The 22,451-nt window shown below is 73.6% G+C and carries 23 protein-coding genes; 13 read left to right on the plus strand and 10 right to left on the minus strand.

The annotated features are described in order from the left end of the window. Positions 1–20: 20 nt before the first annotated feature. Positions 21–578, plus strand: a complete 558-nt coding sequence (locus OG625_RS19760) for a TIGR04222 domain-containing membrane protein (RefSeq protein WP_329382605.1) — start codon at positions 21–23, stop codon at positions 576–578. 15 nt (positions 579–593) lie between these two features. Here the strand turns inward: OG625_RS19760 and OG625_RS19765 are convergent, their stop codons facing one another. Continuing rightward, the gene (locus OG625_RS19765) at positions 594–1,601 is read right to left on the minus strand and encodes a DUF3995 domain-containing protein (protein WP_329382608.1); all 1,008 of its coding nucleotides are present in this window, start codon (positions 1,599–1,601) and stop codon (positions 594–596) included. Positions 1,602–1,887: 286 nt separating this feature from the next. Between OG625_RS19765 and OG625_RS19770 the strand changes: the two genes are divergently transcribed. Then, positions 1,888–2,727, plus strand: coding sequence for a hypothetical protein (locus tag OG625_RS19770; protein WP_329382613.1), 840 nt, complete (start codon positions 1,888–1,890; stop codon positions 2,725–2,727). Here OG625_RS19770 and OG625_RS19775 read toward each other — a convergent pair. Further along, positions 2,636–3,145, minus strand: coding sequence for a nucleotidyltransferase domain-containing protein (locus OG625_RS19775; RefSeq protein WP_329382615.1), 510 nt, complete (start codon positions 3,143–3,145; stop codon positions 2,636–2,638). The two genes, OG625_RS19770 and OG625_RS19775, sit on opposite strands and share 92 nt — an antisense overlap. 210 nt (positions 3,146–3,355) lie before the next feature. Here OG625_RS19775 and OG625_RS19780 point away from each other — a divergent pair, with 210 nt between their 5' ends. The 3 genes from OG625_RS19780 to OG625_RS19790 all read left to right on the plus strand — a co-directional run bounded on the left by OG625_RS19780 (position 3,356) and on the right by OG625_RS19790 (position 6,110). After that, entirely contained in the window at positions 3,356–5,254 is a 1,899-nt protein-coding gene (locus OG625_RS19780) for a C1 family peptidase (RefSeq protein ID WP_329382617.1), read from the plus strand. 13 nt (positions 5,255–5,267) lie between these two features. Continuing rightward, a complete protein-coding gene (locus tag OG625_RS19785) occupies positions 5,268–5,573 on the plus strand; it encodes a hypothetical protein (RefSeq protein WP_329382620.1) in 306 nt (101 codons plus the stop codon). A gap of 132 nt (positions 5,574–5,705) precedes the next feature. Further along, on the plus strand, positions 5,706–6,110 hold the full coding sequence (locus OG625_RS19790; RefSeq protein WP_329382623.1) for a nuclear transport factor 2 family protein: 405 nt from the start codon (positions 5,706–5,708) through the stop codon (positions 6,108–6,110). Here OG625_RS19790 and OG625_RS19795 read toward each other — a convergent pair. Further along, complete coding sequence (locus OG625_RS19795; protein ID WP_329382625.1) at positions 6,037–7,278, minus strand: DUF418 domain-containing protein; 1,242 nt, start codon at positions 7,276–7,278, stop codon at positions 6,037–6,039. The genes OG625_RS19790 and OG625_RS19795 overlap by 74 nt on opposite strands. A 145-nt stretch (positions 7,279–7,423) precedes the next feature. Between OG625_RS19795 and OG625_RS19800 the strand changes: the two genes are divergently transcribed. Together OG625_RS19800 and OG625_RS19805 are read left to right on the plus strand one after the other, a co-directional pair. Next, entirely contained in the window at positions 7,424–8,074 is a 651-nt protein-coding gene (locus OG625_RS19800; RefSeq protein WP_329382629.1) for a GntR family transcriptional regulator, read from the plus strand. Next, the gene (locus OG625_RS19805) at positions 8,071–9,414 is read left to right on the plus strand and encodes an MFS transporter (protein ID WP_329382632.1); all 1,344 of its coding nucleotides are present in this window, start codon (positions 8,071–8,073) and stop codon (positions 9,412–9,414) included. Before OG625_RS19800 ends, OG625_RS19805 begins: the two co-directional genes overlap by 4 nt. Before the next feature lie 25 nt (positions 9,415–9,439). Here OG625_RS19805 and OG625_RS19810 read toward each other — a convergent pair whose 3' ends face one another. Continuing rightward, positions 9,440–11,440 carry a HEAT repeat domain-containing protein gene (locus OG625_RS19810; RefSeq protein WP_329382636.1) on the minus strand — a complete coding sequence of 667 codons (2,001 nt, stop codon included), beginning with the start codon at positions 11,438–11,440 and terminating at the stop codon, positions 9,440–9,442. Positions 11,441–11,476: 36 nt separating this feature from the next. Here OG625_RS19810 and OG625_RS19815 point away from each other — a divergent pair, with 36 nt between their 5' ends. After that, complete coding sequence (locus tag OG625_RS19815; RefSeq protein WP_329382640.1) at positions 11,477–11,620, plus strand: hypothetical protein; 144 nt, start codon at positions 11,477–11,479, stop codon at positions 11,618–11,620. A gap of 12 nt (positions 11,621–11,632) precedes the next feature. Here OG625_RS19815 and OG625_RS19820 read toward each other — a convergent pair whose 3' ends face one another. Continuing rightward, positions 11,633–12,463 carry a maleylpyruvate isomerase family mycothiol-dependent enzyme gene (locus OG625_RS19820; protein ID WP_329382641.1) on the minus strand — a complete coding sequence of 277 codons (831 nt, stop codon included), beginning with the start codon at positions 12,461–12,463 and terminating at the stop codon, positions 11,633–11,635. A gap of 147 nt (positions 12,464–12,610) precedes the next feature. Here OG625_RS19820 and OG625_RS19825 point away from each other — a divergent pair, with 147 nt between their 5' ends. After that, entirely contained in the window at positions 12,611–13,402 is a 792-nt protein-coding gene (locus tag OG625_RS19825) for a carbon-nitrogen family hydrolase (RefSeq protein WP_329382643.1), read from the plus strand. 237 nt (positions 13,403–13,639) lie between these two features. Then, positions 13,640–15,085: a protein kinase domain-containing protein gene (locus OG625_RS19830; RefSeq protein ID WP_329382645.1), complete on the plus strand. Its 1,446-nt coding sequence runs from the start codon at positions 13,640–13,642 to the stop codon at positions 15,083–15,085. On the opposite strand, the gene OG625_RS19835 is transcribed toward OG625_RS19830, so the two are convergent. Beyond that, positions 14,983–15,477 (minus strand): LURP-one-related/scramblase family protein, encoded by a 495-nt coding sequence (locus OG625_RS19835; protein ID WP_329382647.1) that lies wholly within the window; start codon positions 15,475–15,477, stop codon positions 14,983–14,985. The two genes, OG625_RS19830 and OG625_RS19835, sit on opposite strands and share 103 nt — an antisense overlap. A gap of 32 nt (positions 15,478–15,509) precedes the next feature. On the opposite strand from OG625_RS19835, the gene OG625_RS19840 reads away from it, so the two are divergent. Together OG625_RS19840 and OG625_RS19845 are read left to right on the plus strand one after the other, a co-directional pair. After that, on the plus strand, positions 15,510–16,328 hold the full coding sequence (locus OG625_RS19840; protein ID WP_329382649.1) for a hypothetical protein: 819 nt from the start codon (positions 15,510–15,512) through the stop codon (positions 16,326–16,328). Positions 16,329–16,356: 28 nt separating this feature from the next. Further along, entirely contained in the window at positions 16,357–16,884 is a 528-nt protein-coding gene (locus tag OG625_RS19845) for a DUF4240 domain-containing protein (RefSeq protein ID WP_329382651.1), read from the plus strand. Here OG625_RS19845 and OG625_RS19850 read toward each other — a convergent pair whose 3' ends face one another. Next, on the minus strand, positions 16,885–17,553 hold the full coding sequence (locus tag OG625_RS19850; RefSeq protein WP_329382654.1) for an MSMEG_1061 family FMN-dependent PPOX-type flavoprotein: 669 nt from the start codon (positions 17,551–17,553) through the stop codon (positions 16,885–16,887). Positions 17,554–17,692: 139 nt separating this feature from the next. Between OG625_RS19850 and OG625_RS19855 the strand changes: the two genes are divergently transcribed. Next, positions 17,693–19,570, plus strand: a complete 1,878-nt coding sequence (locus OG625_RS19855; RefSeq protein WP_329382657.1) for an NHL domain-containing thioredoxin family protein — start codon at positions 17,693–17,695, stop codon at positions 19,568–19,570. Here OG625_RS19855 and OG625_RS19860 read toward each other — a convergent pair. The 3 genes from OG625_RS19860 to OG625_RS19870 all read right to left on the minus strand — a co-directional run bounded on the left by OG625_RS19860 (position 19,567) and on the right by OG625_RS19870 (position 22,305). Then, on the minus strand, positions 19,567–20,175 hold the full coding sequence (locus OG625_RS19860; protein ID WP_329382660.1) for a DUF6434 domain-containing protein: 609 nt from the start codon (positions 20,173–20,175) through the stop codon (positions 19,567–19,569). The two genes, OG625_RS19855 and OG625_RS19860, sit on opposite strands and share 4 nt — an antisense overlap. 2 nt (positions 20,176–20,177) lie before the next feature. Next, positions 20,178–21,470: a M18 family aminopeptidase gene (locus tag OG625_RS19865; protein WP_329382663.1), complete on the minus strand. Its 1,293-nt coding sequence runs from the start codon at positions 21,468–21,470 to the stop codon at positions 20,178–20,180. Between the two features lie 100 nt (positions 21,471–21,570). Then, entirely contained in the window at positions 21,571–22,305 is a 735-nt protein-coding gene (locus OG625_RS19870) for a hypothetical protein (protein WP_329382665.1), read from the minus strand. Between the last annotated feature and the right edge of the window lie 146 nt (positions 22,306–22,451).

Raw genomic sequence — 22,451 nt, forward strand, 5'->3', positions numbered from 1 at the left:
CCGCAGGGGTTCGGGCTCCGGTGCGCGGACAACACGTACGCATGGACGTGTACGAGATCGCGTACCTGGCCGGGGGGCCGCAGCGGGCGGCCGAGGTGGCCCTGCTCGGGCTGCGGGAGCGGGGGCTGGTCACGCTGGTGGGGCCCAGGGTGCAGTCCGGGCCCCAGGCTGCCGGCGGGCATCCCGTCGAGCGGGCCCTCGCCGGGCTGTGCCCGCGTGGGAAGGGCGTGGGGGCGGTGCTGGCGGCTGTTGCGGCGGGGCCGGAGGTCGCGGAGGTACGGACTCGGCTGCGGGCGGCGGGGATGCTGGGCCGGGTCCGGGCCCGGCCCACGGCGGCCGGACGACGGGAGCGGGCCGCGGCGCGGGCGTCGGGCGCGTGGCCCGCGTACGTCTTCGACGGGCCGCCGGCGGTGCCGGACCGGCTGCTGCGGCGCGTCGTCCAGCAGGCGCACCCGCTGCCCACCGGGCTCGGCCGCTCCCTGATCCGGATGGGCCGCGCCCTGGACCGCGCCGACCACCGGGACGACGACCACGGCGGGGGCGCGTCCTGCGGTGGTGGCGGTGGCGGTGGTGACTGAGGTGTGGACGTGGAGTCAGGCGCCAACAGCCTGCCCCGCGTGGCTGACGGCCGCCCGCCCGGGCCCGTCGGCGCGCCGGTAGCGCCGGGCGGCAACTCCCCAGCACGCGCCGAACAGGAGCCAGTACGGGGACCACAGCAGGAGGTCCCACCAGGCCTGCTCGCGGGCGAAGGTGGCGTACTCAGCGGGTACGGAAGCCCGGCCCGAGAACACGAGCAGGTCACCGGCGAAGCCGTAGCCGAGGAGGCCGACCGCGCGGGCGGCCATGAAGGCGCAGCCCGCCCACGCGCCGACCAGCAGCACCCGGCGGCGCAGCCGCCCGTGCGGGCCGAAGTGGCCGGCGAGGTGGAGGGCGGCCGCCATGCCCAGGACGGCCAGGGCCACCGAGAGCCAGTGACCGGCCACCATGCCGTCGGTGCGGGCCAGCAGATCCTCCCGCAGGGTCGGCGGCAAGGGGGTCTCGCGGGCCAGGAAGGCGCCGCCCAAGGCCCAGTTGAGCTTCATCAGCCCGTACGCCAGCGCGCAGCCGAATGCCCCGTATGCCCCGTACGCCGCGTACGCCGCCCATGGGCGAACCCGTGCCGGGCCGCGCGTGCGGGCGGCGTACGACACCGTCACCACGCACCACGCCGCGAGCTGCACCCCGCTCATCGCCCAGTCCGACAGCGACATCCCGGGGCCCCCGCGCGCCACGGTGACCACGGCCCCCGCCAGCTGCATCACCACCGCGAGCGCGAGCGCCCCCAGCAGCAACCAGCGCGGTATCCGAGCCCCCCAGCGGGCGACGGCCGCCCACGCCACCGCCGCCGCGCCCACCCCCAGCGCCGCGTTGCCCGCCTGAGCCAGGGCGGGATGCTCGAAGCGGGCCTGTACCTCCGGCGGCGCCGGGCTGCCCGGCATGCCGATCTCCCCGCGCAGCGCCATGTACACCTTCAGCCCCGCGTAGACGAGCATCCCGCCCGCCGCCAGCCAGCCGGCCACCCGCACCCCGCGCCCCGGGGGCACGTACCCCTCAATGCTCATGTGCCCATGCTGGCCGCCGCCCCCGCCGCCCCGCGTCCTGCTCCGGGAGCATCCGTTTCCCCCGTGCGGGGGAGGCGTGCGGGACGGAGCGGCAGCCAGTCTGACGGGGCATCACGCGAGGGTGACGGTGAACGCGCAGGTCGGCGGGGTGTGTACGCCGGTTGCGCGGCGTGTCAGGGGAGCGGTAACCGGGCTTCCGGTTGCGGGGGGTGACGGGTGGCCCCTACGTGGAGCGGGACACGTCCCATGTCACCCACCGCTGCCGTCTCTGGACAGGAGAGATCCGTTGCGCCGCTTCACCCGCTACACCGTCCCCGCCGCCCTCTGCGTGACCCTGCTGGCCGCGTCCCCCGGCCTCGCGGGCGCCGCGAACGCCCCCGAGCGGCCTCCCGTCGCCGTTGCGGGGAAGGCGATCCCCGGTACCGAGGCGCTGCTCGCGCAGGTGCAGTCGCTGGGGGCCGTCGGGGGGCTGCTGAAACCCGTCACCGATCTGCTTTCGGCCGTGCTGAAGTCGCCTGACGGGAAGATCCCGGAGGCGGATCTGGCCGCGCTGAAGGAGAAGATCGACACGGCTCTGGCCGACGTGAAGAAGACCCTCCCGCCCGCGCCGGCCCTGCCCGTGCCCGTACCCGAGGCGCCGGTCAAGCCGCCGGTGGACCTGCCGGCACCGGTCCCGGAGCTGCCCGTGGAGCCGCCGAAGCTGCCGGTGGAGGCGCCGAAGCTGCCGGTCGAGGCGCCGAAGCTGCCGGTCGAGGCCCCGAAGCTCCCGGTGGAGGCGCCCAAGCTCCCCGTCGGCGCACCGAAGTTGCCCATCGCCACCCAGGCCGACGCCAAGGCCAACACCCAGGCCAGCATGCAGGCCAACACCAAGGCCGCCGACGGACCCCTGGACCTCGTCACCGGCGCCCTCGACAAGCTCAAGGCCTCCGTCGACGCGCTCACCAAGACCGCCGGGCCCTGTGGTTGTTCGACGGACGCCAAGGACAAGGTCACCAGCGTCGTCACCGACCTGGTCGCCGCCCTCGTCGCGCTCCTCACCGGGGCCGGCCTGCCGGGTCTCCCCCCGCTCCCGGTCGACCCGCCGAAGCTGCCCGTCCCGGTCCCCGCGCCCCTGCCGGTGTCCTAGCGGCAGCGAGGGCCGCCTCCAGCCGCGCCACGTCCCCGGCGTCCTTCGGGCGCCGGGGACGGCCCGGCACCCACACCGGCATCATCCGCTTGATCTCGATCTGTGCCTCGGGCGAGACCACCGGGCATTCCACCCCGCGCAGCCGGCCCGGCTCGGGGGAGGACAGCATCCCCTCCGGCCAGGCCGTCCCCGCCCACGGGCCGCCCGCCGCCACCACCCGGCCGTCCGCGTCCCGTGCGATCAGCGCGAAGCTCAGTTCCTCGCCGTCGCGTACCAGGTCCAGCTGCTGGGCGTCCGCGCGCAGGACCTCGTACCCGCGTGCAGTGAGGAGTCCGCTCAGCCGCTCCGCGTCCCGGGACCACGCGAACCAGTCGACGTCCCCGTGCGGGCGGGTGATCTCGCCGAGCCAGAAGTCCATCGCCCAGCCGCCCTACAGCCAGACCTCCACGCCGAGGGACACGACCTCGGCGATCATCGCCAATTGGCGTTGTTCCCGCGGCATGTTCATGCCCGTACGGTACGTGCCCCCGCGTGCCCCCGCGCGACCGCGCGGACCCCCTTGACGGGCCCCCGTGCCGGGGGGACGCTCCCGGGTCTGGCATTCGTACGGTTGCAGCTGGGGGGCGCTATGCCGGAGGAGCATGTCCAGTCGGCGGGGGAGTTGCGGGCGCGGCTCGCGGAGCGCGGGGCGCGGTGGTCGGTCTCGGAGCACCTGGCCGACGAGGAGCCCGTACCGAGGCCTTCGCTCGGTCTGGAGCCCGGGACGAACCTGACGCCCGCCGAGGCGGTGGGGGCCGTCGACCTGCGGGGGCTCATCGGGCACGAGAGCGGCAATCCGCACCTCACCCGGCGCCGTGCCGCACACGGGCTGCTGGCCGAGGGGACGAAGACCTTCACCGCCCGGCCCGCCGCCGTCGACTGGCGCCGCCGCTGGGGGTGGCCGTGGATCACCAAGGTCAAGGACCAGAACCCCTGCGGCTCCTGCTGGGCCTTCGGTGCCGCCGGCCTGGTGGAGTCCATGGCCCGCATCGAGCACGGCGTGTGGGCGGAGCGCTCCGAGGGGGATGTCCACGACGGGCTGCGGTTCACCTGTGGGCAGGGGTCCAATCCGGAGACGGCCCTCGACTGGATCAAGACCAACGGCGGCCTCGCCGACCCGGATTGCTGGCCCTACAGCACCCCGCCCGCCGGTCTCCCCGCCTCCCGCCGCGACGCCTGGCGGGCCGAGTACACGCCCAGCTGGGACCGCTCGGGCCGCACGGTGCGGATCCCCGACTACGTCCGGCTCGGCGACGTGGAGCAGCAGAAGGTGTGGCTGGACACCGTCGGCCCGCTCACCGCCTGCTTCGACGTCTACGACGACTTCTTCGGGCTCGGGGCGGGGGTGTACCACCGTACGAGCGATCAACTGGCGGGCGGGCACTGTGTGTTGATCGTCGGGTACGACGACGCCGCCGGGTGCTGGCTCTTCAAGAACTCCTGGGGGACCGGCTACCACGTCGGCGGCTACGGCCGCATCGCCTACGGCGAGGTCAACATCGACTACTGGGCCAAGTGCGGCCTGCGCGGCACCAACATCGACCCCTGGAGCAAGCGCCGCCTGCACACAGGGAACGTCTACGAGAGCGGCAACGGCCGCGCCCACCGCAACTTCGAGCTGCTCGCGACCACCCCCGACGGCAGCGGCCGCCTCCAGCACTGGTGGCGCGAGGGCGACGCACCCTTCCCCTGGGCCCGCGGGGGAACCTTCGCGAACGACGCCTCCGGCCGGCCCGCCTTCACCGGCACCACCTACAACCGCAACATGGAGTCCCTGCACGTCACCACCGGCGGCCGGCTGCGCCACTGGTACTACGAGCAGTCGGCCCGGGTCTGGCGCGACGGCGGCGCCTTCGGGCCGGGCGACGCGGCGGTCGGATCCACCCCGGCCTTCATCCAGAGCGACTACGGCAAGCCGGGCAACTTCGAGGTGGTCGTACGGACCGCCGACGGCCGCCTGAACCACTGGTGGCGGATCAACGGCGCCCCCTGGACCTGGAACGACGGCGGCCGTTTCGCCTCCGGCATCGCCCACTTCGGTCCCGCCCTCGTCCAGACCCGCAGCCGCCACCTCGACCTGGTCGCCGCCCGCACGGACGGCCGGATGCAGCTGTGGTGGCGCGACGACCCGAACGGCTTCGCCTGGCGCCCCGGGGAGGTCTTCGGCAGCGCGGCGCCGGCCACCTCCGCGCCCTGCCTGATCGAGGCCCAGTACGGGGCCGCCGACGAGGACACCGCCGGGAACTACGAGCTGTGCGTGGCCGTGGCCGGCGGCCGCGTCGAGCACTGGTGGCGCGGGAACGCCGCCGGCTCCGCCTGGAGCCGCAGCGCCGTCTTCGGGCACGACGTCGGCTCGGTCACCGGGATGCTCCAGGGCAGCTTCGGGTTCAACCTGGAAGTGATCGTGCTGCGCACCGACCGCCGCCTCCAGCACTACTGGCGCGACGGCGCGGGCTGGCACGAGGGGTCGGTGATCGGCGCCGTCTGAGAGGTCGTGGCGGGTGGAGGTGCGCGAGGTGGCCCTCGCCGCCGGTGAGTCGTACGAGCTGAGGCTCACCGGGCGCGGGGCGCGCGGGTACGTGTGGATCTGGCAGGTGACCGGGGACGCGGACGCCGTCTCGGTGAGCGAGGCCGCGCCGGCCCCGGTCGAGGTGCTGCCCGGCGGCTCCCTGGAGCGGACGTACGTGGTCCACGGGCGCTGCCCGGGCGGGCGGGCCCGCATCCGCTTCGCGCAGGTGCGGCCGCCGTACCCGGAGGAGGCGCCGTACGACGAGTTCGTGCTGGAGGTGGAGGTCAGGGGCGGGTGAGGTGGGTGAGGTGACCGGCATGCATCACGGGGGGTTATCGATCGCTTCGATCTTCGTCGTGGTGCCGGGCGGGCGGTGCTCCTAGGTTCGGGGGAGAGCAACAGCCGTGAGCCGAACCCCGGAGGCCTCCCCATGTCCGACCGCGAAGTCCGTTCCGTCCTCGCCGACTATTTCGACGGGCTCTACCACTGCGACACCGAGCTGCTGGCCCGGGTCTTCCACCCCGAGGCCGTCTACGCCACGGCCACCGAAGGGCCGCTGCTGCGGCTCGGGATGGACGAGTACCTGCCGATCGTCGCGCGCAGGGAGTCGCCCGCGACCCGGGGGGAGGTCCGGCGGGACCGGATCGTCTCGGTCGAGTTCGCGGGCCCGGTGACCGCGCTGGCCCGGGTGGAGTGCGCGATCGGGCCCCGCCGGTACACGGACCTGCTGACCCTGCTGCGGGTGGACGGCCGCTGGCAGATCATCGCGAAGGTGTTCCACTTCGAGACCGAGACCGAGAGCAGGACCGAGACCGGGACCGAGCACGAGGGCTGAGCGCCCACTGCTGTACGGATTCCAGCGGGCCGCGCTCGAAGCGGCGCAGCCACAGCCCCGATGCGGCGGCCAGCGCGAGGGACACCGCCGCCCACAGGCCCATCACCCACCAGGGGCCGCTGCCGCCGAGACGGTCGGCAAGACCCAGGCCGATGCCGTAGCAGAGCAGCATGCAGATCAGGTTCTGGGCGACGTAGCAGGACAGGGCGGTGCGCCCGACGGCCCCGAGGGCGGCGGCCCCGGGCACCGCGAAGCGGTCGAGGGCGATGCCGATCAGGCCGATGTACCCGACGGCGATCAGCGGGGCGGTGCCGTAGCGGCCCAGGAAGAAGAGGTCCGGGCCGCCGAGCGCCGCGGCGGCGCCGAGCGGCAGCCCGAGGCCGAGCCCCCAAGCGGCCATCCGGACGCGGACGCGCCGCCCGGCGGCGGTCGGGGTGAAGGCGCCGGCCCGGTGGAGGCGGACCCCGAGGAGGAAGAGGAAGACGAGCAGCCCGAAGGAGAAGACGGGCTCGATGCGCAGGGCGGCGACGTGGTCGAACCGGAAGGCGACCTGTTCGAGGTAGCTGCCGTCGGCGTAGAGGCGCACGGCCTCGGGAGCGGGGGCGGGGGCCGCGGAACCGGCATCCCCATCGGCCAGGGCCCCCAGTGTCACCAGCCCGACCAGCGCGAGGTGCACCCCCGCGGCCGTCCACATGGCCACCCGCCGCACCCGTTCGGAGCGGGCCAGCAGCCAGGCGACGAGGAGCGCGGTGACGGCGTACCCCATCAGCACGTCCCAGGCGAAGACGAGGAAGAAGTGGAGGGTCCCCTCCAGGAAGAGGAAGGCGGCCCTGCGCGGGTAGCGCCCCGGCCAGGCCAGGCCCCGGCGCGCGGCGGAGTCGTACTGGATGGCCAGGCCCACCCCGAAGAGGATCGTGAGCAGGGCCAGGAACTTTCCGTCGGCCAGGAAGCGGAACACGGCCTCCGCGATGGTGGCGGCGGAGGGGTCGGCGAGAGGGTCGGGTCCGCCGAGCCCGCCCTGGAGCACGCCCCACTCCGAGCCCGGGGAGGCGAAGATCCAGACGTTGGTCATGAGCGTGCCCAGGACGGCGGCGCCGCGCAGGACGTCGAGGAGCGGCAGCCGGGCGGCCGTCGTGCGGGCCGTGCCGGCGGTGAGTGTGTCGGCCATGACTTCAGGGTCCCGGCGCGCGCGGCCCCGTACGTCCTGCCGGTGGACGAAGCGCCGGTACACCCTTCGATGCAGCGGTGAGCAGTCGGCGTCCACATCCCGGACGCCGCCCGGAGCGCGCCTCTGTTGTATCTAAGCTGTGCGCATGTCAGCCGCCACCACCACGACCACCGCTGCCGAGCGCGTGTACCGGCACGTCAAGCAGGGCGTCCTCGACCGCCGCTACGAAGGCGGCACCCTCCTCACCGAGGGTGAACTCGCCGAGGCCGTGGGGGTGTCCCGTACGCCGGTCCGCGAGGCGCTGCTGCGCCTGGAGACCGAGGGACTGCTGAAGCTGTACCCGAAGAAGGGCGTGCTCGTCCTGCCCGTCTCCGCGCAAGAGATCAACGACGTGCTCGAAACCCGGCTGCTGGTCGAGGAGTTCACCGTGCGCAGGGCCGTCCCCGCGCCGCCGGGCCTGCTGGACCGGCTCGCCGAGCTGGTCGAGGAGCAGCGCCGGCACGCCGCCGAGGGCGACCTCCCCGCGATGATGGCCGCCGACCGGGCCTTCCACGCCGAGATCGTGCGCGCCACCGGCAACCAGATCCTGGGCCGCCTCTACGACCAACTCCGCGACCGGCAGCTGCGGATGGGCGTCGCGCTGCTGCACGCGCACCCCGACCGGCTGGAGCGGACGCTGGCCGAGCACACCGAGATCCTGGACGCGCTGCGCGCCGGGGACGCGGACACGGCCGCGGCGGCCGTACGCGGGCACATCGGGCGGGTCGACGCGCTGGTGCGGGGGACGGGCCGGTGAGCTCCGCCCTCGTGGTCAAGGACCCTCCGGGCGGCAGGCGGGCCGTCGCCGTCTGGTGCATCGGCGTCGCCGTCTACTTCGTCGCGGTGATCTTCCGTACCAGCCTGGGCGTGGCCGGCCTCGAAGCGGCGGACCGCTTCCACGTCAACGCCTCCGCGCTCTCCACGTTCTCGCTGCTCCAGCTCCTCGTCTACGCGGGCATGCAGGTGCCCGTCGGCCTGATGGTGGACCGGCTCGGCACCAAGAAGGTGCTGACCCTGGGCGCGGTGCTGTTCACCGTCGGGCAGCTCGGCTTCGCGCTCTCGCCCTCGTACGGGATGGCGCTCGCCGCGCGGGCGCTGCTCGGCTGCGGCGACGCGCTGACCTTTATCTCGGTGCTGCGGCTCGGCACCCGGTGGTTCCCCGCCCGGCGCGGGCCGCTGATGGCGCAGCTCGCCGGCCTGGTCGGCATGGCGGGCAACCTCGTCTCCACCCTCGTCCTCGCGCCCGTCCTGCACGGGGTCGGCTGGACGGCGGCCTTCGCGGGGAGCGCGGTGGCGGGGCTGGTGGTCCTGGTGCCGCTGGTGCTGTTCCTGCGGGACCACCCGGAGGGGCACGAGCCGCCGGCCGTCACCTCGCGGGGCGCGGGGGGCTTCGTACGCCGCCAGATCAAGGAGTCCTGGAGCGAGCCGGGCACCCGGCTCGGGCTGTGGGTGCACTTCACCACCCAGTTCCCGGCGATGGTCTTCCTGCTGCTGTGGGGCATGCCGTTCCTGGTCGAGGCGCAGGGGCTGTCGCGGACCACCGCGGGCGGGCTCCTGACGCTGGTCGTCGCCTCGAACATGGCGCTCGGGCTGGTCTACGGCCAGATCATCGGCCGCCGCCAGTCCTCGCGGATCCCCCTCGCCCTGGGCACCGTCGGGCTCACCGCCCTGCTGTGGGGGTCCGTCCTGGCCTACCCGGGGGACCGGGCGCCGATGTGGCTGCTGATCGCGCTGTGCCTGGTGCTGGGCGGCTGCGGCCCGGCGTCGATGATCGGCTTCGACTTCGCCCGGCCGGCGAATCCGGCGGAGCGTCAGGGCACGGCCTCGGGAATCACCAACATGGGCGGTTTCCTCGCCTCGATGACGACGCTGCTGGCGGTGGGGATCCTGCTGGACGCCACCGGGGACGACTACCGGATCGCGTTCTCGACGGTGTTCGTACTGGAAGCGCTCGGCATCAGCCAGATCCTGCGGCTACGGGGGCGGGCGCTGGCCCGTGAGCGCGAGCGCGCCCGGGCGACGATCCCGGGGCAGGCCCCGGGACCCCGGGCGGTGGCGGCGGAAGCGGAGCCGGAGCCGGGGCGGGCGCTGGCCTGAGGGGGCGGGCTGGGCTGGCCTGCCGTCAGGCGCTTCCGGCTTCCCGCCATGGCTTGAGCGCTTCCGCCGCACTCAGCCGGACCATCGCGTTCGGGTCGGCGACCAGCAGGCGCAGGGCATGGCGGACTGCGGCGTTGCCGGGCAAGGTTTTCGCCAGCGCCTCGGCGACGGACGCGCGGACCCCCGCGTCCGGGTCGGCGGCCAGGCGGAGGAGCGTGTCCCGCACGCCGGGGTCGTCCGGCCAGCTCGTTCCGAGCGCAGTGATTGCCAACCGGCGGATCTGATGCGCTTTCTCGGCGGCCAGGCGGAGGAGGACATAGCGACCGGCACGTTCGAGCGGCCAGCCCTTGGTGAGCGTCTCCGACGCCTTCCAGCGGACGTACACGTCCTGGTCGTCACACAGGGAGAGGACGATCTCCCAGGTCTCGGGGTCACCTGGCCAGCCCCGGCCGAGCGCTTCGGCGGAGTACCGGCGCACGTCCGGGTCCGGGTCGCCGGCCAGGCGAAGGACCGCATCCCGGGCCGCGGGGTCGCCCGGCCAACCCATCGCGAGTGCGTCGGCGATGGACATGCGGACTCCCGGATCGGGGTCTTCGGCCAGGGAGAGAAGGGCATCGCGGGCTGTGGGGTCGCCCGGCCAGCCTTGGCCAAGCGCTTCGATGGCGTTCCAACGGACGTCCGTCTCCGGGTCGTCGGTCAGATGGAGGACCGTGTTCCGGGCCCCGGGGTCACCGGGCCAACCAACCATGAGGGCGGTGATGACAGAGTCGCGGACACTCGGGTCCTTGTCGTCACTCTGCCGCAGTACGGCCTCCAGGACCTTGGCATCGCCAGGCCACCCCTGGCCAAGTGCTTCGGCGGAATGGGCGCGGACGGCCGGGTCCTCGTCGGCGATCAGGTGGAGGACGGCTGACCGGGCCTCACGGTTGAGGGACCACTGGGAGGCGAGCTTGCCGACCGCAGCACAGCGGGCGTCCGGATCGCTGAGGCGGGTCGAGGCGAGGAGGAGATCGAGTTCGCCGTCCGGCTGGAGGAACCCCTCCCCGCTGGCGGCCTGCCGCAGGGCCGGGACGGCCTCCTCCTCGCGGGTGTTGACCTCGTGCGCCTTTGCCAGGGCTGCGGCGATGTCGTCGAGGGCGGGCCGCGTGAGGAGGTCGGGGGCCGACAGCGGCTGGGCGGGGGCTCCGGCGGCCGGGCGGGCCAGGGCCAGGTCGGCGGCGTCGGGGTGCGCGGCGAGGCGCTGGATCTCGGCGCGGGCGCGGTCCCACAGGTCCTCCAGGACCCGCATCCGGGCGGCCACGCGGTCGGCCTCCTGCTGCGCGGTCGACCTGTGGGCCAGGGCCTGTCGGCTCTCCTCGCGTGGGCCGTCCGTCCCGGCGATGATCTCGCGCAGCGCGTCGATGATCTGGAGCAGGGTCTGCATCAGGAAACCCGCGTCCCGCAGGGCGTAGCGCAGCCGGGTCTCCGTGTGGAAGACGCGTTCGAGCTCCAGCTTCAGGGTCAGGACGGCGACCGTGTCGGGCACGGCGGCCGGAGTGCTGCGGGGAGCCGGGAGGGGCGCCTCGGCCACGGCCTGGAGCAGCGACTTCGCCTGCGCGCAGCGGCTTTCGTACTCCTCCCGACTGAGGCCGGCGGCCTTGCTGGTGATGCGCAGGAACTGCACGGTGAACGGCCACGGCGGCTTCGGCTGGGCCTGCCCGCCGAAGACGCGGTCGATGTGCGACTTGGAGCAGGCCATCGCGCCGACGGGCCCGCCCGGATCCGCTTCGGCCGCCGCCCTGAAGGCACGCTCGACGTCCCGCGAGCCCATCCCGGCCTGCTCGGCCTGCGCGCGCAGGAACGCCCCGTACCGCTCCCACCCCATCGCACCCTCCCGCAGCGCCGCCTCCGGACGTCCCTGACGGTCCCGGGCCGCGCGGGGAATCGCGTACCGCCCCGCCGCCCCGGCCTGCGCGTCGTCCCAGCCCGTCCCAGGGCGCCCCAGCCGGTCCCGCACGCGGGTGGGGACAGGACCGGAAACGCCCATCGTCTCCTCACACCGATTCCCGTGAAGGAGACCGACATGCACCTCGCACCGCTCGCTCAGCACCTTCTGCTGGCCGCCGTACCGGAGTTCCTCGGCGCGCTCGCCGCCGCCCTCGTCGGGGCCGCCGCCGCCTGGGCCTGGCGGCGGCTGTCCCGCCGCGGCGACGACGACGGCCAGTGACGGGCGGGCCCGCTACGGCGTCACGGCGAAGTGCGCCAGGATCGCGTCCGCCAGCTCCGGGTCTCCCTCGATCTTCACCCGGTCCGCGACGCTCCGCGGGCGTACGCGGCCCGCCGCGAGGCGGACGTACGTCTCCCAGTCCAGGGTGAGCGTGACCGCGGGGCCCAGCGAGGGCGCCTTGTCCAGGGTCCCGCGGCCCTCCGCGTCGACGCGTACGGTCCGCATGAACTCCAGCGGGCCGTGCACGTCGATGACGACCGCGGAGTTCGCCGGCGCCCCCGCCAGCTTCGCGACCACCTTCGGCAGCCCGGCCAGGAGGAGGTCACGCGCGACGTACGCGCCGGGCGAATCCCAGTTGCCCGGTGCACCCAACGCGGCCCGCAGGTCCTGCTCGTGGATCCACACGTCGAACGCGCGCAGCCGCAGCGCCTGCTCCAGCGTCACCTGGTCGCCCAGCGGCCCCCGCACCATCGTGTCCGGATCCCGCTTCTCGTTGCGCAGCTGGCGCGAGCGGCGGATGACGGTGTACTCCAGCTCCGAGGTCATCTCCGGCGCGGTGTGGTGACGGCGTACGTCGACCTGCACCTCCATGTACCGGCTGAACTCGTCCACCACGTGCCGCAGGTCCCGCGCCACGGTGTGGATCGGCCGGGGGTCCCCGAGCTGCTCGCATTCGATGCCGATGATGTGTGACACAACGTCACGGACCGACCAGCCCGGGCACGGCGTCGCCCGGTTCCAGTCGCCCTCCGCCAAGGGGAGGACCAGCTCGGATATCGCCTCGATGGAATGCGTCCACGCGTCGGCATAGGGCTGGAGGCTGGGATGCGGATGGACGGTCAACGGGACCCCTCGCGGTGCTGTTCAGTGGCGCGTTCGGAAGCAGTGGCTCGCTTTCCAAAACTACGCTGCCGGTGAGCACCCCGGCAGTGCTTTCGTGTGACGATCGTAGGCCCGAGATGACGGCTTGAACGCCAGGACGGTGGTAGTGTGCGCGCCTCGCTGATCCAAATCGCAGTGAACGAGGGCGAGTCGGTGTCTTCCCGACGTGCCCGGGTGGCCGATCTCGTACGGGAGCAGTCCGGGTCCGATCTCGTCGTCCTGCCCGAACTCTGGACGGTCGGAGCCTTCGCCTACGAACTCTTCGAGACCGAGGCCGAACCGCTCGACGGCCCCACCTTCGAGGCCATGTCCAAGGCCGCCCGCGACGCCGGTGTCTGGCTGCACGCCGGCTCGGTCGTGGAGCGCGCCGGCGACGGCTCGCTCTACAACACCGCCCTCGTCCTCTCCCCGGAGGGTGAGCTCGCCGCCACCTACCGCAAGATCCACCGCTTCGGCTTCGACCAGGGCGAGGCGGTGCTGATGGCCGCCGGCGACTCCCTCACCACGGTGGAGCTGCCGGAACAGACCCTCGGCATCGCCACCTGCTACGACCTGCGCTTCCCGGAACTCTTCCGCGGCCTGGTCGACGCCGGCGCCACCACGATGGTCGTCGCGGCGGGCTGGCCGGCGCGCCGCCGCGCACACTGGACCCTGCTGAACCGGGCGCGCGCCGTGGAAGACCAGTCGTACGTCCTCGCGTGCGCCCTCGCCGGAACCCACGCGGGCGTCGAGCAGTCGGGGCACAGCCTGGTCGTCGACCCGTGGGGCGAGGTCCTGGCCGAGGCGGGCCCCGGCGAGGACGTCCTCACCGTGGACCTCGACCCGGCGAAGGTCGCCGAGACCCGCGCCCAGTTCCCGGCCCTGAAGGACCGCGTGCTGGGACTGCGACCGCCGCGCTAGGGCGGGGTCGGGGGGTGCGGGGTCGGTGGTTGCCGGCCCGGCCGGGTCCGGGCGCGCGCCGGGGCGTCTCCTCGGACGTCGAACGTGTCGGGGGGTCGGTGGGCCGAGGGTGGTTGTGTTCGACGCCCTGCGGGGACGCCCCACCGCACACCCGGCCCCGTCCGGACCGGCGGGCAGCGTGCCCGTCGGCCATCAACGCCCTTCTTCCGTCGCCGAGTTGCTTCTACGATCAGTCGTATGGGGGACGTGTTCGCGCAGGGTGTGACCTTGGCCGGGGGCCGGTACCGCATCGACCGGTTGCTCGGCAGCGGTGGAATGGCGCAGGTCTACCAGGCCTACGACCTCAGCCTCGCGCGCTCGGTGGCCATCAAGACGATGCTGCCCGGGCTCGCCCTCGACGAGGGCGCCCCGGAACGGTTCCGGCGCGAGGCAAGGGCGATGGCCGCGCTCGGCCACCCGAACGTGGTCGCCGTGCACGACACCGGCGAGGAGCCGCGCCCGGACGGGCCGCCGGTGCCGTACTTCGTGATGGAGCTGGTCACGGGCCCCTCGCTCGCGCACCAGCTCCGTACGGGCGGCGCGCTCCCGGTGCCGGCCGCCGTGCACGTCGTCGACCAGATCCTGTCCGCGCTCGCGGTCAGCCACGGGAAGGGGCTCGTGCACCGCGACATCAAGCCGGGGAACGTGCTGCTGGCCGAGGGCGGGATCACGAAGGTCGCCGACTTCGGGATCGTCCGGGCCGTCGCCGGCGCGGCGACCGCTCTGACGGCCACCGGGGGGATGGCGATCGGCACCCCGCACTACATGTCCCCGGAGCAGATCCGCGCCTCACCGGACCTCGACGGGCGCTCGGACCTCTACGCGGTCGGCGTGCTGCTCTTCGAGATGCTGACGGGACGACGCCCCTTCGAGGGGGCCGAGGCGCTCGCGATCGCCGTCCAGCACCTGAAGGACCCGCCGCCGACGCTCGCCTCGTACGGGGTGCAGGGCTTGCCGGGGCTGGAGGCGTTGGTGGCCCGCGCACTGGCGAAGCTGCCGGAGGGGCGCTACCGCGACGCGGCGGACATGCGTGCGGCCCTGCGGGCGGCGGTGATGGCGCCCGTGGCCGCCCCGGGCCCCGCCCCTGTCCCCGCCTCCGCTCCTGCCCCTGCCCCTGCCCCTGCCCCTGCCCCTGTCCCGGCCTCCGCTCCTGCCCCCGTCCCGGGCCCCGCCTTCGCCCCCGTCCCTATGGCCGCCCAGCCCGCGCCGATGCACATCCCGTCCCCCGTCTGGGCGCCGCCGCCCCCGCCGCTGCGGGTGCGCGTCCGGCACGCCGTCCGGCTGGGCGTCTGCGTACTGCTCTTGGTGGCGGCGTACCGGGTCGGTACCGCGGCGTTCCAGGACAACGTGCTCTGGCTGGCGTACGCCATGATGGGCGTCGCAGCGGTCGGGGCCCTGGGCGCGCTGCCCAGCTGGCTCCATCGGAACGGGTCGCCGGCCCCCGTCCTCAGGGTGGTCTCCTGGATCGTGCTCTGCCTCAACCTGATCGCCGCGCTGCAGGGCTGCGCTGGCACCATCGAGATCAAGCAGAAGATCGCGGATCAGGCCCCCTCCCGCTCCTTCTCCGCCATCCGGATCACGCACACCGCCACCGCGACCAGCAGCGCCGCGTCCGCGTCCTCCCGGACCACGTCCACCGCGTAGGTCTCGCGGATCCGGTACCACTGCCGGGAGATCAGCGCGAGCAGCTCCCCGTCGTACTCGACCTTGAACTCCCGGTCCAGGATCCGCCCGCTGACGTCGAGCTCCGTGCCCTCGACGAGGGTGACGAGGAAGTGGTTGCGCAGCAGCGACCACCGCTTGCGCCGGACCAGCGCGAGCCGCCGGCCGTCCCGCTCCAGGGTCATCGAGTCCCGGAAGCCGACCATCTTCTCCCGCAGCGTGATCAGGATCCGCCCGTCCGGATCCTTCAGCTCCAGGGTGTCCCGGAAGCGCAGCGCCTTGCCGTCGACGAGGAAGGCGTGGCGCCCGTCCTCGTCCGCGATCCAATAGTCGTCCCCGATGGCCAGCATTTTGTCCCGTACGAGGTATTTCATGCGCTGATCCGTGCCCGCGATAGGTTGCCGCCATGCCTCTCCTCTACGTGACCGACCTGGCGTACCCGGCGCGCGGCCGCCGCTACTGCGACGAGGACATATTCCTCACGTCCCGGCTGCGGGCCGCCGGCTTCGAGCTCGCCCTGTGCCACCCGGCCGACGCGGAGGCGCTCGCACCCCTGGGCTTCGACGCGGTGGTCGTCCGCAACAGCGGCCCCGTCCTGCACTACCAGCAGGCCTACGACTCCTTCCGCGCGGCCGCCCTCGCCGCCGGGACCCGCGTCTACAACCCGCTCACCGGCCGCGGCGACATGGCGGGCAAGCAGTACCTCCTCGACCTCACCGTCGCCGGCTACCCGGTCATCCCGACCGTCGACGACCCGGCCCGGCTGTCCGAGCTGCCCCGCGTCCCCTCGTACGCGGTCAAGCCCAAGCAGGGCGCGGACTCCATCGGCCTCACCTTCACCGCGAACCCGACGGGCCCGGCGGGGGAGATCCTCATCCAGCCGCGCATCGACTTCGCGTACGAGGTGTCCTTCTACTTCGTCGACGACGCCTTCCAGTACGCCCTGTACGCCCCCGACCCGGCCCGCCGCTGGGAGCTCGTCCCCTACGAACCCACCGCGGCGGACCTGGAGTTCGCCCGCGCCTTCGTCGGCTGGAACACCCTCGGCCACGGCATCCAGCGCGTGGACGCCTGCCGGGCCCCGTCGGGCGAGCTCCTCCTCGTCGAGCTGGAGGACCTGAACCCGTACCTCTCCCTGGACCTGCTCCCGCCCGAGGTCCAGGACTCCTTCGTCGCGGCGCTCACCAGATCCCTGCACTCCTTCCTCGGCTCCACCACGACCTGATGTCAGACCCGGCTGCCACGCTTTGCCCATGGACAAGCAGACGTTCTGGAAGCTGATCGAATCGGCCCGCGCGGAGGCGGACACGGCGGCGGACGAGGTGGCGGACCGCGCCGCGCAGCTCCTCGCCGAGCTCCCGGAGGCGGAGATAGTCGAGGCCCAGCAGGTGCTGTGGGACCTGCTGTCGGAGTCGTACCGCGCCCCGCTCTGGGCCGCGGCCTACGTGATCAACGGCGGCTGCTCGGACGACGGGTTCGACTACTTCCGCGGCTGGCTCCTCACGCAGGGGCAGGCGGCCTTCGAGGCGGCCCTGGCCGACCCGGACTCACTCTCCGCCCACCCCGGGGTCCGCGAGGCCGCGGCGGAGGGCCTGGAACTGTGGGACGAGGACGCCCTCTCGATCGCCTGGACGGCCTACGAGTCCGCCACGGGCAATGAACTGCCCGCCGACTCCTTCACGATCAGCTACCCGCCCCTGGACCCCTCCTGGGACTTCGACTTCGACGACACGGAGGAAACGGCCGCCCGCCTGCCCCGCCTCTCGGCCCTCTTCGACTAGTCACTCGTAGCGGTGGAGCAGCGAATCGCGCTCGCTCTGCCGGATGCCCTCGATGGTCAGGCCGGGCAGGGCGAGGTGGGAGAGGGTGACCTCGGCGGAGCTCGGGACGGCGTCCTCGGCGAGCCACTGCTCGGGCTTCCAGGCGTTGCCGCGCAGGAACGCCTTCGGGCAGTGCTGGTAGGCCTCTTCGACCTCCACGACGATCGCGCTGCGCGGCGGCTTGCCGACCGGCGTCAGCTGCTCCAACAGACCCGGGTCGGCGGAGATGCAGGCCCGCCCGTTCACCCGCAGGGTGGTGGCCCGGCCGGGGATGACGAAGATCAGCCCGGCCCGGCCGGTCTCCACGATGTTGCGGCTGCTGTCGAGCCGCTTGTTGCCGGTGGCGTCCGGGATGGCCAGGGTGAACTCGTCCAGCACGGCCACGAACCCGGGCGGCCCGCCGCGCGGGGTCACGTCGCAGGTCCCGTCGGCGCCGGCACTGGCGACGAACACCAGCGAGGACCGCCCGATGACCGCGCGGGAGACGTCGTGGATCCGATCCACGGCCTTCCGCCGCACGAGCTCGCTCGGCTCCTCGTACAACCCGCTCAACTCGGCGGTGCTCCGGACGGCGGTGGCGCTCAGCGCCTCGAATATGCGCCCGCTCGGCGGCGGCGTGGTGGCTGTCACGTGCAAGCACGCTACCGGGTGACACGATCCGGAGCCCGCTGGCGTCGAGGTTCGCTGCCTGCGGCCAGGCGCTTACGACCGTCCGCCGCCCGTCGTCACCCCGGCGAGTGCACATGTGCGCGAGTGGCAAGCTTGAACCATGAACGATGCAGCCCCGGCGCACACCCCCGCGCCCGCGCCCCGCCGTGCCCGCCTCCGCGCCCCCGAGCTGATCGGCAAGGGGGGCTGGCTGAACACCGGTGGGAAGGAACTCACCCTCGCCGAGCTGCGAGGCAAGTGCGTGATTCTCGATTTTTGGACGTTCTGCTGCATCAACTGCCTGCACGTCCTCGACGAGCTCCGCGAGCTGGAGGAGAAGCACCGCGACACCCTCGTGATCATCGGGGTGCACTCGCCGAAGTTCGTGCACGAGGCCGAGCACGCCGCCGTCGTCGATGCCGTCGAGCGGTACGAGGTGCACCACCCCGTGCTCGACGATCCCGAGCTCGCCACCTGGAAGCAGTACGCCGTCCGCGCCTGGCCCACGCTCGTCGTGATCGACCCCGAGGGGTACATCGTCGCCCAGCACGCCGGTGAGGGGCACGCGCACGCCATCGCGCGGCTGGTGGAGGAGCTGGAGGCCGAGCACGAGGCCAAGGGGACGCTGCGGCGCGGGGACGGGCCGTACGTGGCGCCCGAGCCGGTAGCGAGCGACCTGCGGTTCCCCGGGAAGGCGTTGCTGCTGCCGAGCGGGAACTTCCTGGTCTCGGACTCGACGCGGCACCAGCTCGTCGAGCTGGCCGCCGACGGGGAGAGCGTCGTACGGCGCATCGGCAGCGGGTCGCGCGGGTTCACCGCGGACAGCTTCAGCGAGCCGCAGGGGCTCGCGCTGCTGCCTGGGGGCACCTCCCGGACGGAGTCTGGGGGAGGGCGGGTCGTGGTCGCGGACACCGTCAACCACGCGCTGCGCGTCCTCGACCTGGAGAGCGGGGCCGTCGAGACCGTCGCCGGGACCGGGCGGCAGTGGTGGCAGGGCTCGCCGACCTCCGGGCCGGCCCTCGAAGTCGACCTGTCCTCGCCCTGGGACGTGGCCTGGTGGCAGGGCAAGGTGTGGATCGCCATGGCGGGCGTGCACCAGCTGTGGACCTGGGACCCGGCGGAAGGGACCGTCGAGGTCGCGGCCGGCACCACCAACGAGGGGCTGCACGACGGGCCCGTCGCCGAGGCCTGGTTCGCCCAGCCGTCCGGGCTCGCCGCCGCCGGGGACCGGCTGTGGATCGCCGACTCCGAGACCAGTGCCCTGCGGTACGTCGAGGCCACCGACGCCGGCTACGTCATCAAGTCGGCCGTCGGCACCGGTCTGTTCGACTTCGGGCACCGCGACGGGGACGCCGGCCAGGCCCTGCTCCAGCACCCGCTCGGGGTGACCGCCCTGCCCGACGGCTCGGTCGCGGTGTGCGACACCTACAACCACGCGCTGCGGCGGTTCGACCCGGCGACCGGGCAGGTGTCCACCCTCGCCACCGATCTGCGCGAGGCCGCCGACGCCGTGCTGGTCGGCGAGGACATCGTCGTCGTGGAGTCCGCCCGGCACCGGCTGACCCGGCTGCGGCTCCCCGAGGAGGCCGTACGGGTGGACGCGGTCGCCCACCGCACGCAGCGGGCCGCCACCGAGGTGGCCCCCGGCACGCTCCGGCTCGACGTGGTCTTCCAGGCCCCGAGCGGCCAGAAGCTGGACACCCGCTACGGGCCCTCGACACGGCTGCTGGTCTCCTCGACCCCGCCGGAACTGCTCGCGGGCGGCGAGGGCGCCGGGACCGATCTGTTCCGGGAGCTCGCGCTGAACCCGGCCGTCACCGAGGGCGTGCTGCACGTCTCCGCGATGGCCGCGTCCTGCGACGACGACCCTGAGAACGAGTACCCGGCCTGCCACGTCCACCAGCAGGACTGGGGCGTGCCCGTCCGCGTCACCGCGGACGGGGCCGGCCGGCTGCCGCTCGTCCTCGCCGGGATGGATGAGGACGCGCAGCCGGGTTAGGACCGCGGCCGCGCCCGATGGGCCCGCCAGGAGGCCAGGGCGTCGGTGCGGCTGCCCGCCGGGTGGGTGGTGTGCCAGTCCCGCAGGAAGCGGTTCAGTTCGAACTGGGTGCCGATCTCCTGCGGGCGGGCCGCCTCCGCCCGGGTTTCCCGCCAGTGCCGGGCCGCGTCCGCCAGGGTGCGGCCCGCGTTCTCGGCGATGTACGTCCGCATGAACGCGTCGAAGTGGAACGACGGTCCCAGTTCCTCGCGGAACCACGCGCGGAGCACCTGGCTGCACCGCTGCCCCTCGGGGATCACCGTGTCGCCGTGGACCGGCGCCGCCAGTTGCCCGCCGCCGCCCGTGCGCCGGCGGGCGGCCGGGGCGGGCGGCGGCAGCGGCCGGCCGTCGAGCGCGTCGGCGAGACGGCCGGTGAGCGCCGCCTTGCCGCCGCCGGCCGGTACTCCCATGGAGCGGGCCAGCCCGGTCAGCTCCGCAAGGGTCCAGTACCAGCGGAGCAGTTCGGCGCCGGTGAGGTCCGCGGTGAGGGCGGGACGCGGACGCGCGGGGTCACCGGATGCGAGGTCGCCGGACGCGGGGTCGACGGACGCGGGGCGGCCCGGCATGACTAGCCCTCCAGGAACGCCACCAGGGCGTTGGCGAGGAGGTACGGGTCGTCCGCGCCGCACAGTTCGCGGGCGCTGTGCATCGAGAGGATCGCGACGCCGATGTCCACGGTCTGGATGCCGTGCCGGGCGGCCGTGATCGGGCCGATCGTCGTGCCGCACGGCATCGAGTTGTTGGAGACGAACGTCTGCCACGGCACGCCGGCCCGCTCGCAGGCGCTCGCGAACACCGCGCGCCCGCTGCCGTCCGTCGCGTACCGCTGGTTGACGTTCACCTTCAGGATCGGCCCGCCGTTGGCGCGCGGGTGGTGCGAGGGGTCGTGCCGCTCCGAGTAGTTGGGGTGCACCGCGTGGCCGGTGTCCGAGGACAGACAGATGGTGCCGGCGAAGGCGCGGGCGCGGTCCTCGTACGTCCCTCCGCGCGAGAAGACTGAACGTTCCAGCACGTTGCCGAGGAGCGGCCCGTCCGCGCCCGTGTCGGACTGCGAGCCGTTCTCCTCGTGGTCGAAGGCGGCCAGCACCGGGATGTGGTCCAGCTTGCCCGCGGCGGAGACCGCCGCCAGCGCCGCGACGCCCGCGTGCACCGACAGCAGGTTGTCCATGCGCGGGCCGGCCAGCAGCTCGCGGTCGCGGCCCAGGTAGGCGGGCGGCTCGATCGAGTGGACCATCAGGTCCCAGCCGGCCACCGAGCCCTGCGGCAGGCCCTCTTCCTCTTCCAGGAAGGCGATCAGGTCGCCCTCCTGGACCTCGCCGAGGCCCCAGATCGGCTGCATGTGGCGCTGCTTGTCGAGCTTGAGCCCGTCGCTGTTCACCGACCGGTCCAGGTGCACGGCGAGTTGGGGCACGCGCAGCAGCGCGCGGTCCACGTTGACCAGGCGCTCGGAACCGTCGCGCAGGGTCAGCCGCCCGGCCAGGCCGAGGTCGCGGTCGAGCCAGGTGTTGAGGAGGGTGCCGCCGTAGATCTCGACGGCGATCTGCCGCCAGCCCTGGGAGCCCGTGTCCGGCAGCGGCTTGACCCGCAGGTTGGGGGAGTCGGTGTGCGCGCCGATGATCCGGAACGGGGTGTGCGCGGCCGCGCCCTCCGGGACGTACCAGGCGATGAGCGCGCCGCCGCGGAGCACGAACTTGCCCCCGGTGCCCGCGTCCCAGGCGTCCGTTTCCGACAACTGCCTGAAGCCTGCCTTCTCCAGCCGCTCGGCCGCGTTGGCCACGGCGTGGTACGGCGACGGACTGGCCGTCAGGAAGGTCATCAGGTCGTCGGTGTGGCCGCGGTCGAAGCGGGCGGGAGAGCTCATGTGGTTCACCTTAACGACGGTCGTGTACGCCATGGCCGGACTGCGGCGGATGGCCGGGAGGCCGGGTCCGCGGGCGGGTGATCTGCGGGCTCGGGACCTCTCAGCCCGGCGGGCGCTCGAAGCGGCGCTGCAGCTGTCTGCGCTCGCCCCGGCGGATGCGCGGGAGCATCTCCGGGGTCTGCGCGGAGCGCTGCGCGCGTCTCTTGCGTCCGGCGCAGAAGATACAGGCCTCGCCGGGGGGAGCGTCGGGGTCGATGGGTGCTCCGGGGTGTTCGGAGCAGCCCGAGGCGTTGCGGGGGCGGGACAGCTCGCGGGCGACCATGAAGGCGCGGTGCAGGTCGTCCGCGATGCGCACGAACGCGTCGGGGGGCGAGGACAGGCCCAGGTGGAAGCGCTGGTCCTCGACGGTGCGCAGGTACGAGCGCAGCAGATCGAGGGTGTACGGGCCCTCGGGCACGGGGTAGCCGAGGCGGCGCTGCTCGCCGGCCGCCGCGGCGGCCGGGCGGGCGCCCTGCAGGCGCTGCCCGAGGCGGCGCCGGTCGTTGCAGATGAGGCAGCGGCCCCAGCCCTCGGGGGCCTCGGGGTCCAGGGCGCCGTTGGGGTGCTCGGGGCAGCCGGTGTAGCTGCGGGCGGGGGCCAGGCCGGCGGCGGTCTGGAAGGCCACGTAGAGGGCGTCGGCGATGCCGTCGTACTCGGCGGGGTGGGCGCCGTCGTAGAGCTCGCGCAGGTGGTCGCCGAGGCTGCCCAGGCTCGCCTGCAGCTCCTTGAGGGCGTACGGCCGCCCGGTGGGGACGGAGTACCCCCTGCTGCTGCCGTGCTGATCCTGTGGACTCATGCGTACGAGCGTCCCATGAACGACCGACATCGGGTAAAGCCGCAGTACAGGGCTGTGGACGAGGCTCCGGACGCGGCGACGGCCGGGCCTCCGTGCGGAGGCCCGGCCGTCGGGCGTGCGTAGACCGCGTACTGCGGGATCGGCGA

The sequence above is a fragment of the Streptomyces sp. NBC_01351 genome (assembly GCF_036237315.1).
Lineage (GTDB): Bacteria > Actinomycetota > Actinomycetes > Streptomycetales > Streptomycetaceae > Streptomyces.

Excerpts from the sequence above, each read along its gene's own strand:
- OG625_RS19765 (WP_329382608.1), bottom strand. The coding sequence starts at position 1,601 with ATGAGCATTGAGGGGTACGTGCCCCCGGGGCGCGGGGTGCGGGTGGCC.
- OG625_RS19775 (WP_329382615.1), bottom strand. The coding sequence starts at position 3,145 with ATGGACTTCTGGCTCGGCGAGATCACCCGCCCGCACGGGGACGTCGAC.
- OG625_RS19780 (WP_329382617.1), top strand. The coding sequence starts at position 3,356 with ATGCCGGAGGAGCATGTCCAGTCGGCGGGGGAGTTGCGGGCGCGGCTC.
- OG625_RS19790 (WP_329382623.1), top strand. The coding sequence starts at position 5,706 with ATGTCCGACCGCGAAGTCCGTTCCGTCCTCGCCGACTATTTCGACGGG.
- OG625_RS19795 (WP_329382625.1), bottom strand. The coding sequence starts at position 7,278 with ATGGCCGACACACTCACCGCCGGCACGGCCCGCACGACGGCCGCCCGG.
- OG625_RS19800 (WP_329382629.1), top strand. The coding sequence starts at position 7,424 with ATGTCAGCCGCCACCACCACGACCACCGCTGCCGAGCGCGTGTACCGG.
- OG625_RS19810 (WP_329382636.1), bottom strand. The coding sequence starts at position 11,440 with ATGGGCGTTTCCGGTCCTGTCCCCACCCGCGTGCGGGACCGGCTGGGG.
- OG625_RS19815 (WP_329382640.1), top strand. The coding sequence starts at position 11,477 with ATGCACCTCGCACCGCTCGCTCAGCACCTTCTGCTGGCCGCCGTACCG.
- OG625_RS19830 (WP_329382645.1), top strand. The coding sequence starts at position 13,640 with ATGGGGGACGTGTTCGCGCAGGGTGTGACCTTGGCCGGGGGCCGGTAC.
- OG625_RS19835 (WP_329382647.1), bottom strand. The coding sequence starts at position 15,477 with ATGAAATACCTCGTACGGGACAAAATGCTGGCCATCGGGGACGACTAT.
- OG625_RS19840 (WP_329382649.1), top strand. The coding sequence starts at position 15,510 with ATGCCTCTCCTCTACGTGACCGACCTGGCGTACCCGGCGCGCGGCCGC.
- OG625_RS19845 (WP_329382651.1), top strand. The coding sequence starts at position 16,357 with ATGGACAAGCAGACGTTCTGGAAGCTGATCGAATCGGCCCGCGCGGAG.
- OG625_RS19855 (WP_329382657.1), top strand. The coding sequence starts at position 17,693 with ATGAACGATGCAGCCCCGGCGCACACCCCCGCGCCCGCGCCCCGCCGT.
- OG625_RS19860 (WP_329382660.1), bottom strand. The coding sequence starts at position 20,175 with ATGCCGGGCCGCCCCGCGTCCGTCGACCCCGCGTCCGGCGACCTCGCA.
- OG625_RS19865 (WP_329382663.1), bottom strand. The coding sequence starts at position 21,470 with ATGAGCTCTCCCGCCCGCTTCGACCGCGGCCACACCGACGACCTGATG.
- OG625_RS19870 (WP_329382665.1), bottom strand. The coding sequence starts at position 22,305 with ATGAGTCCACAGGATCAGCACGGCAGCAGCAGGGGGTACTCCGTCCCC.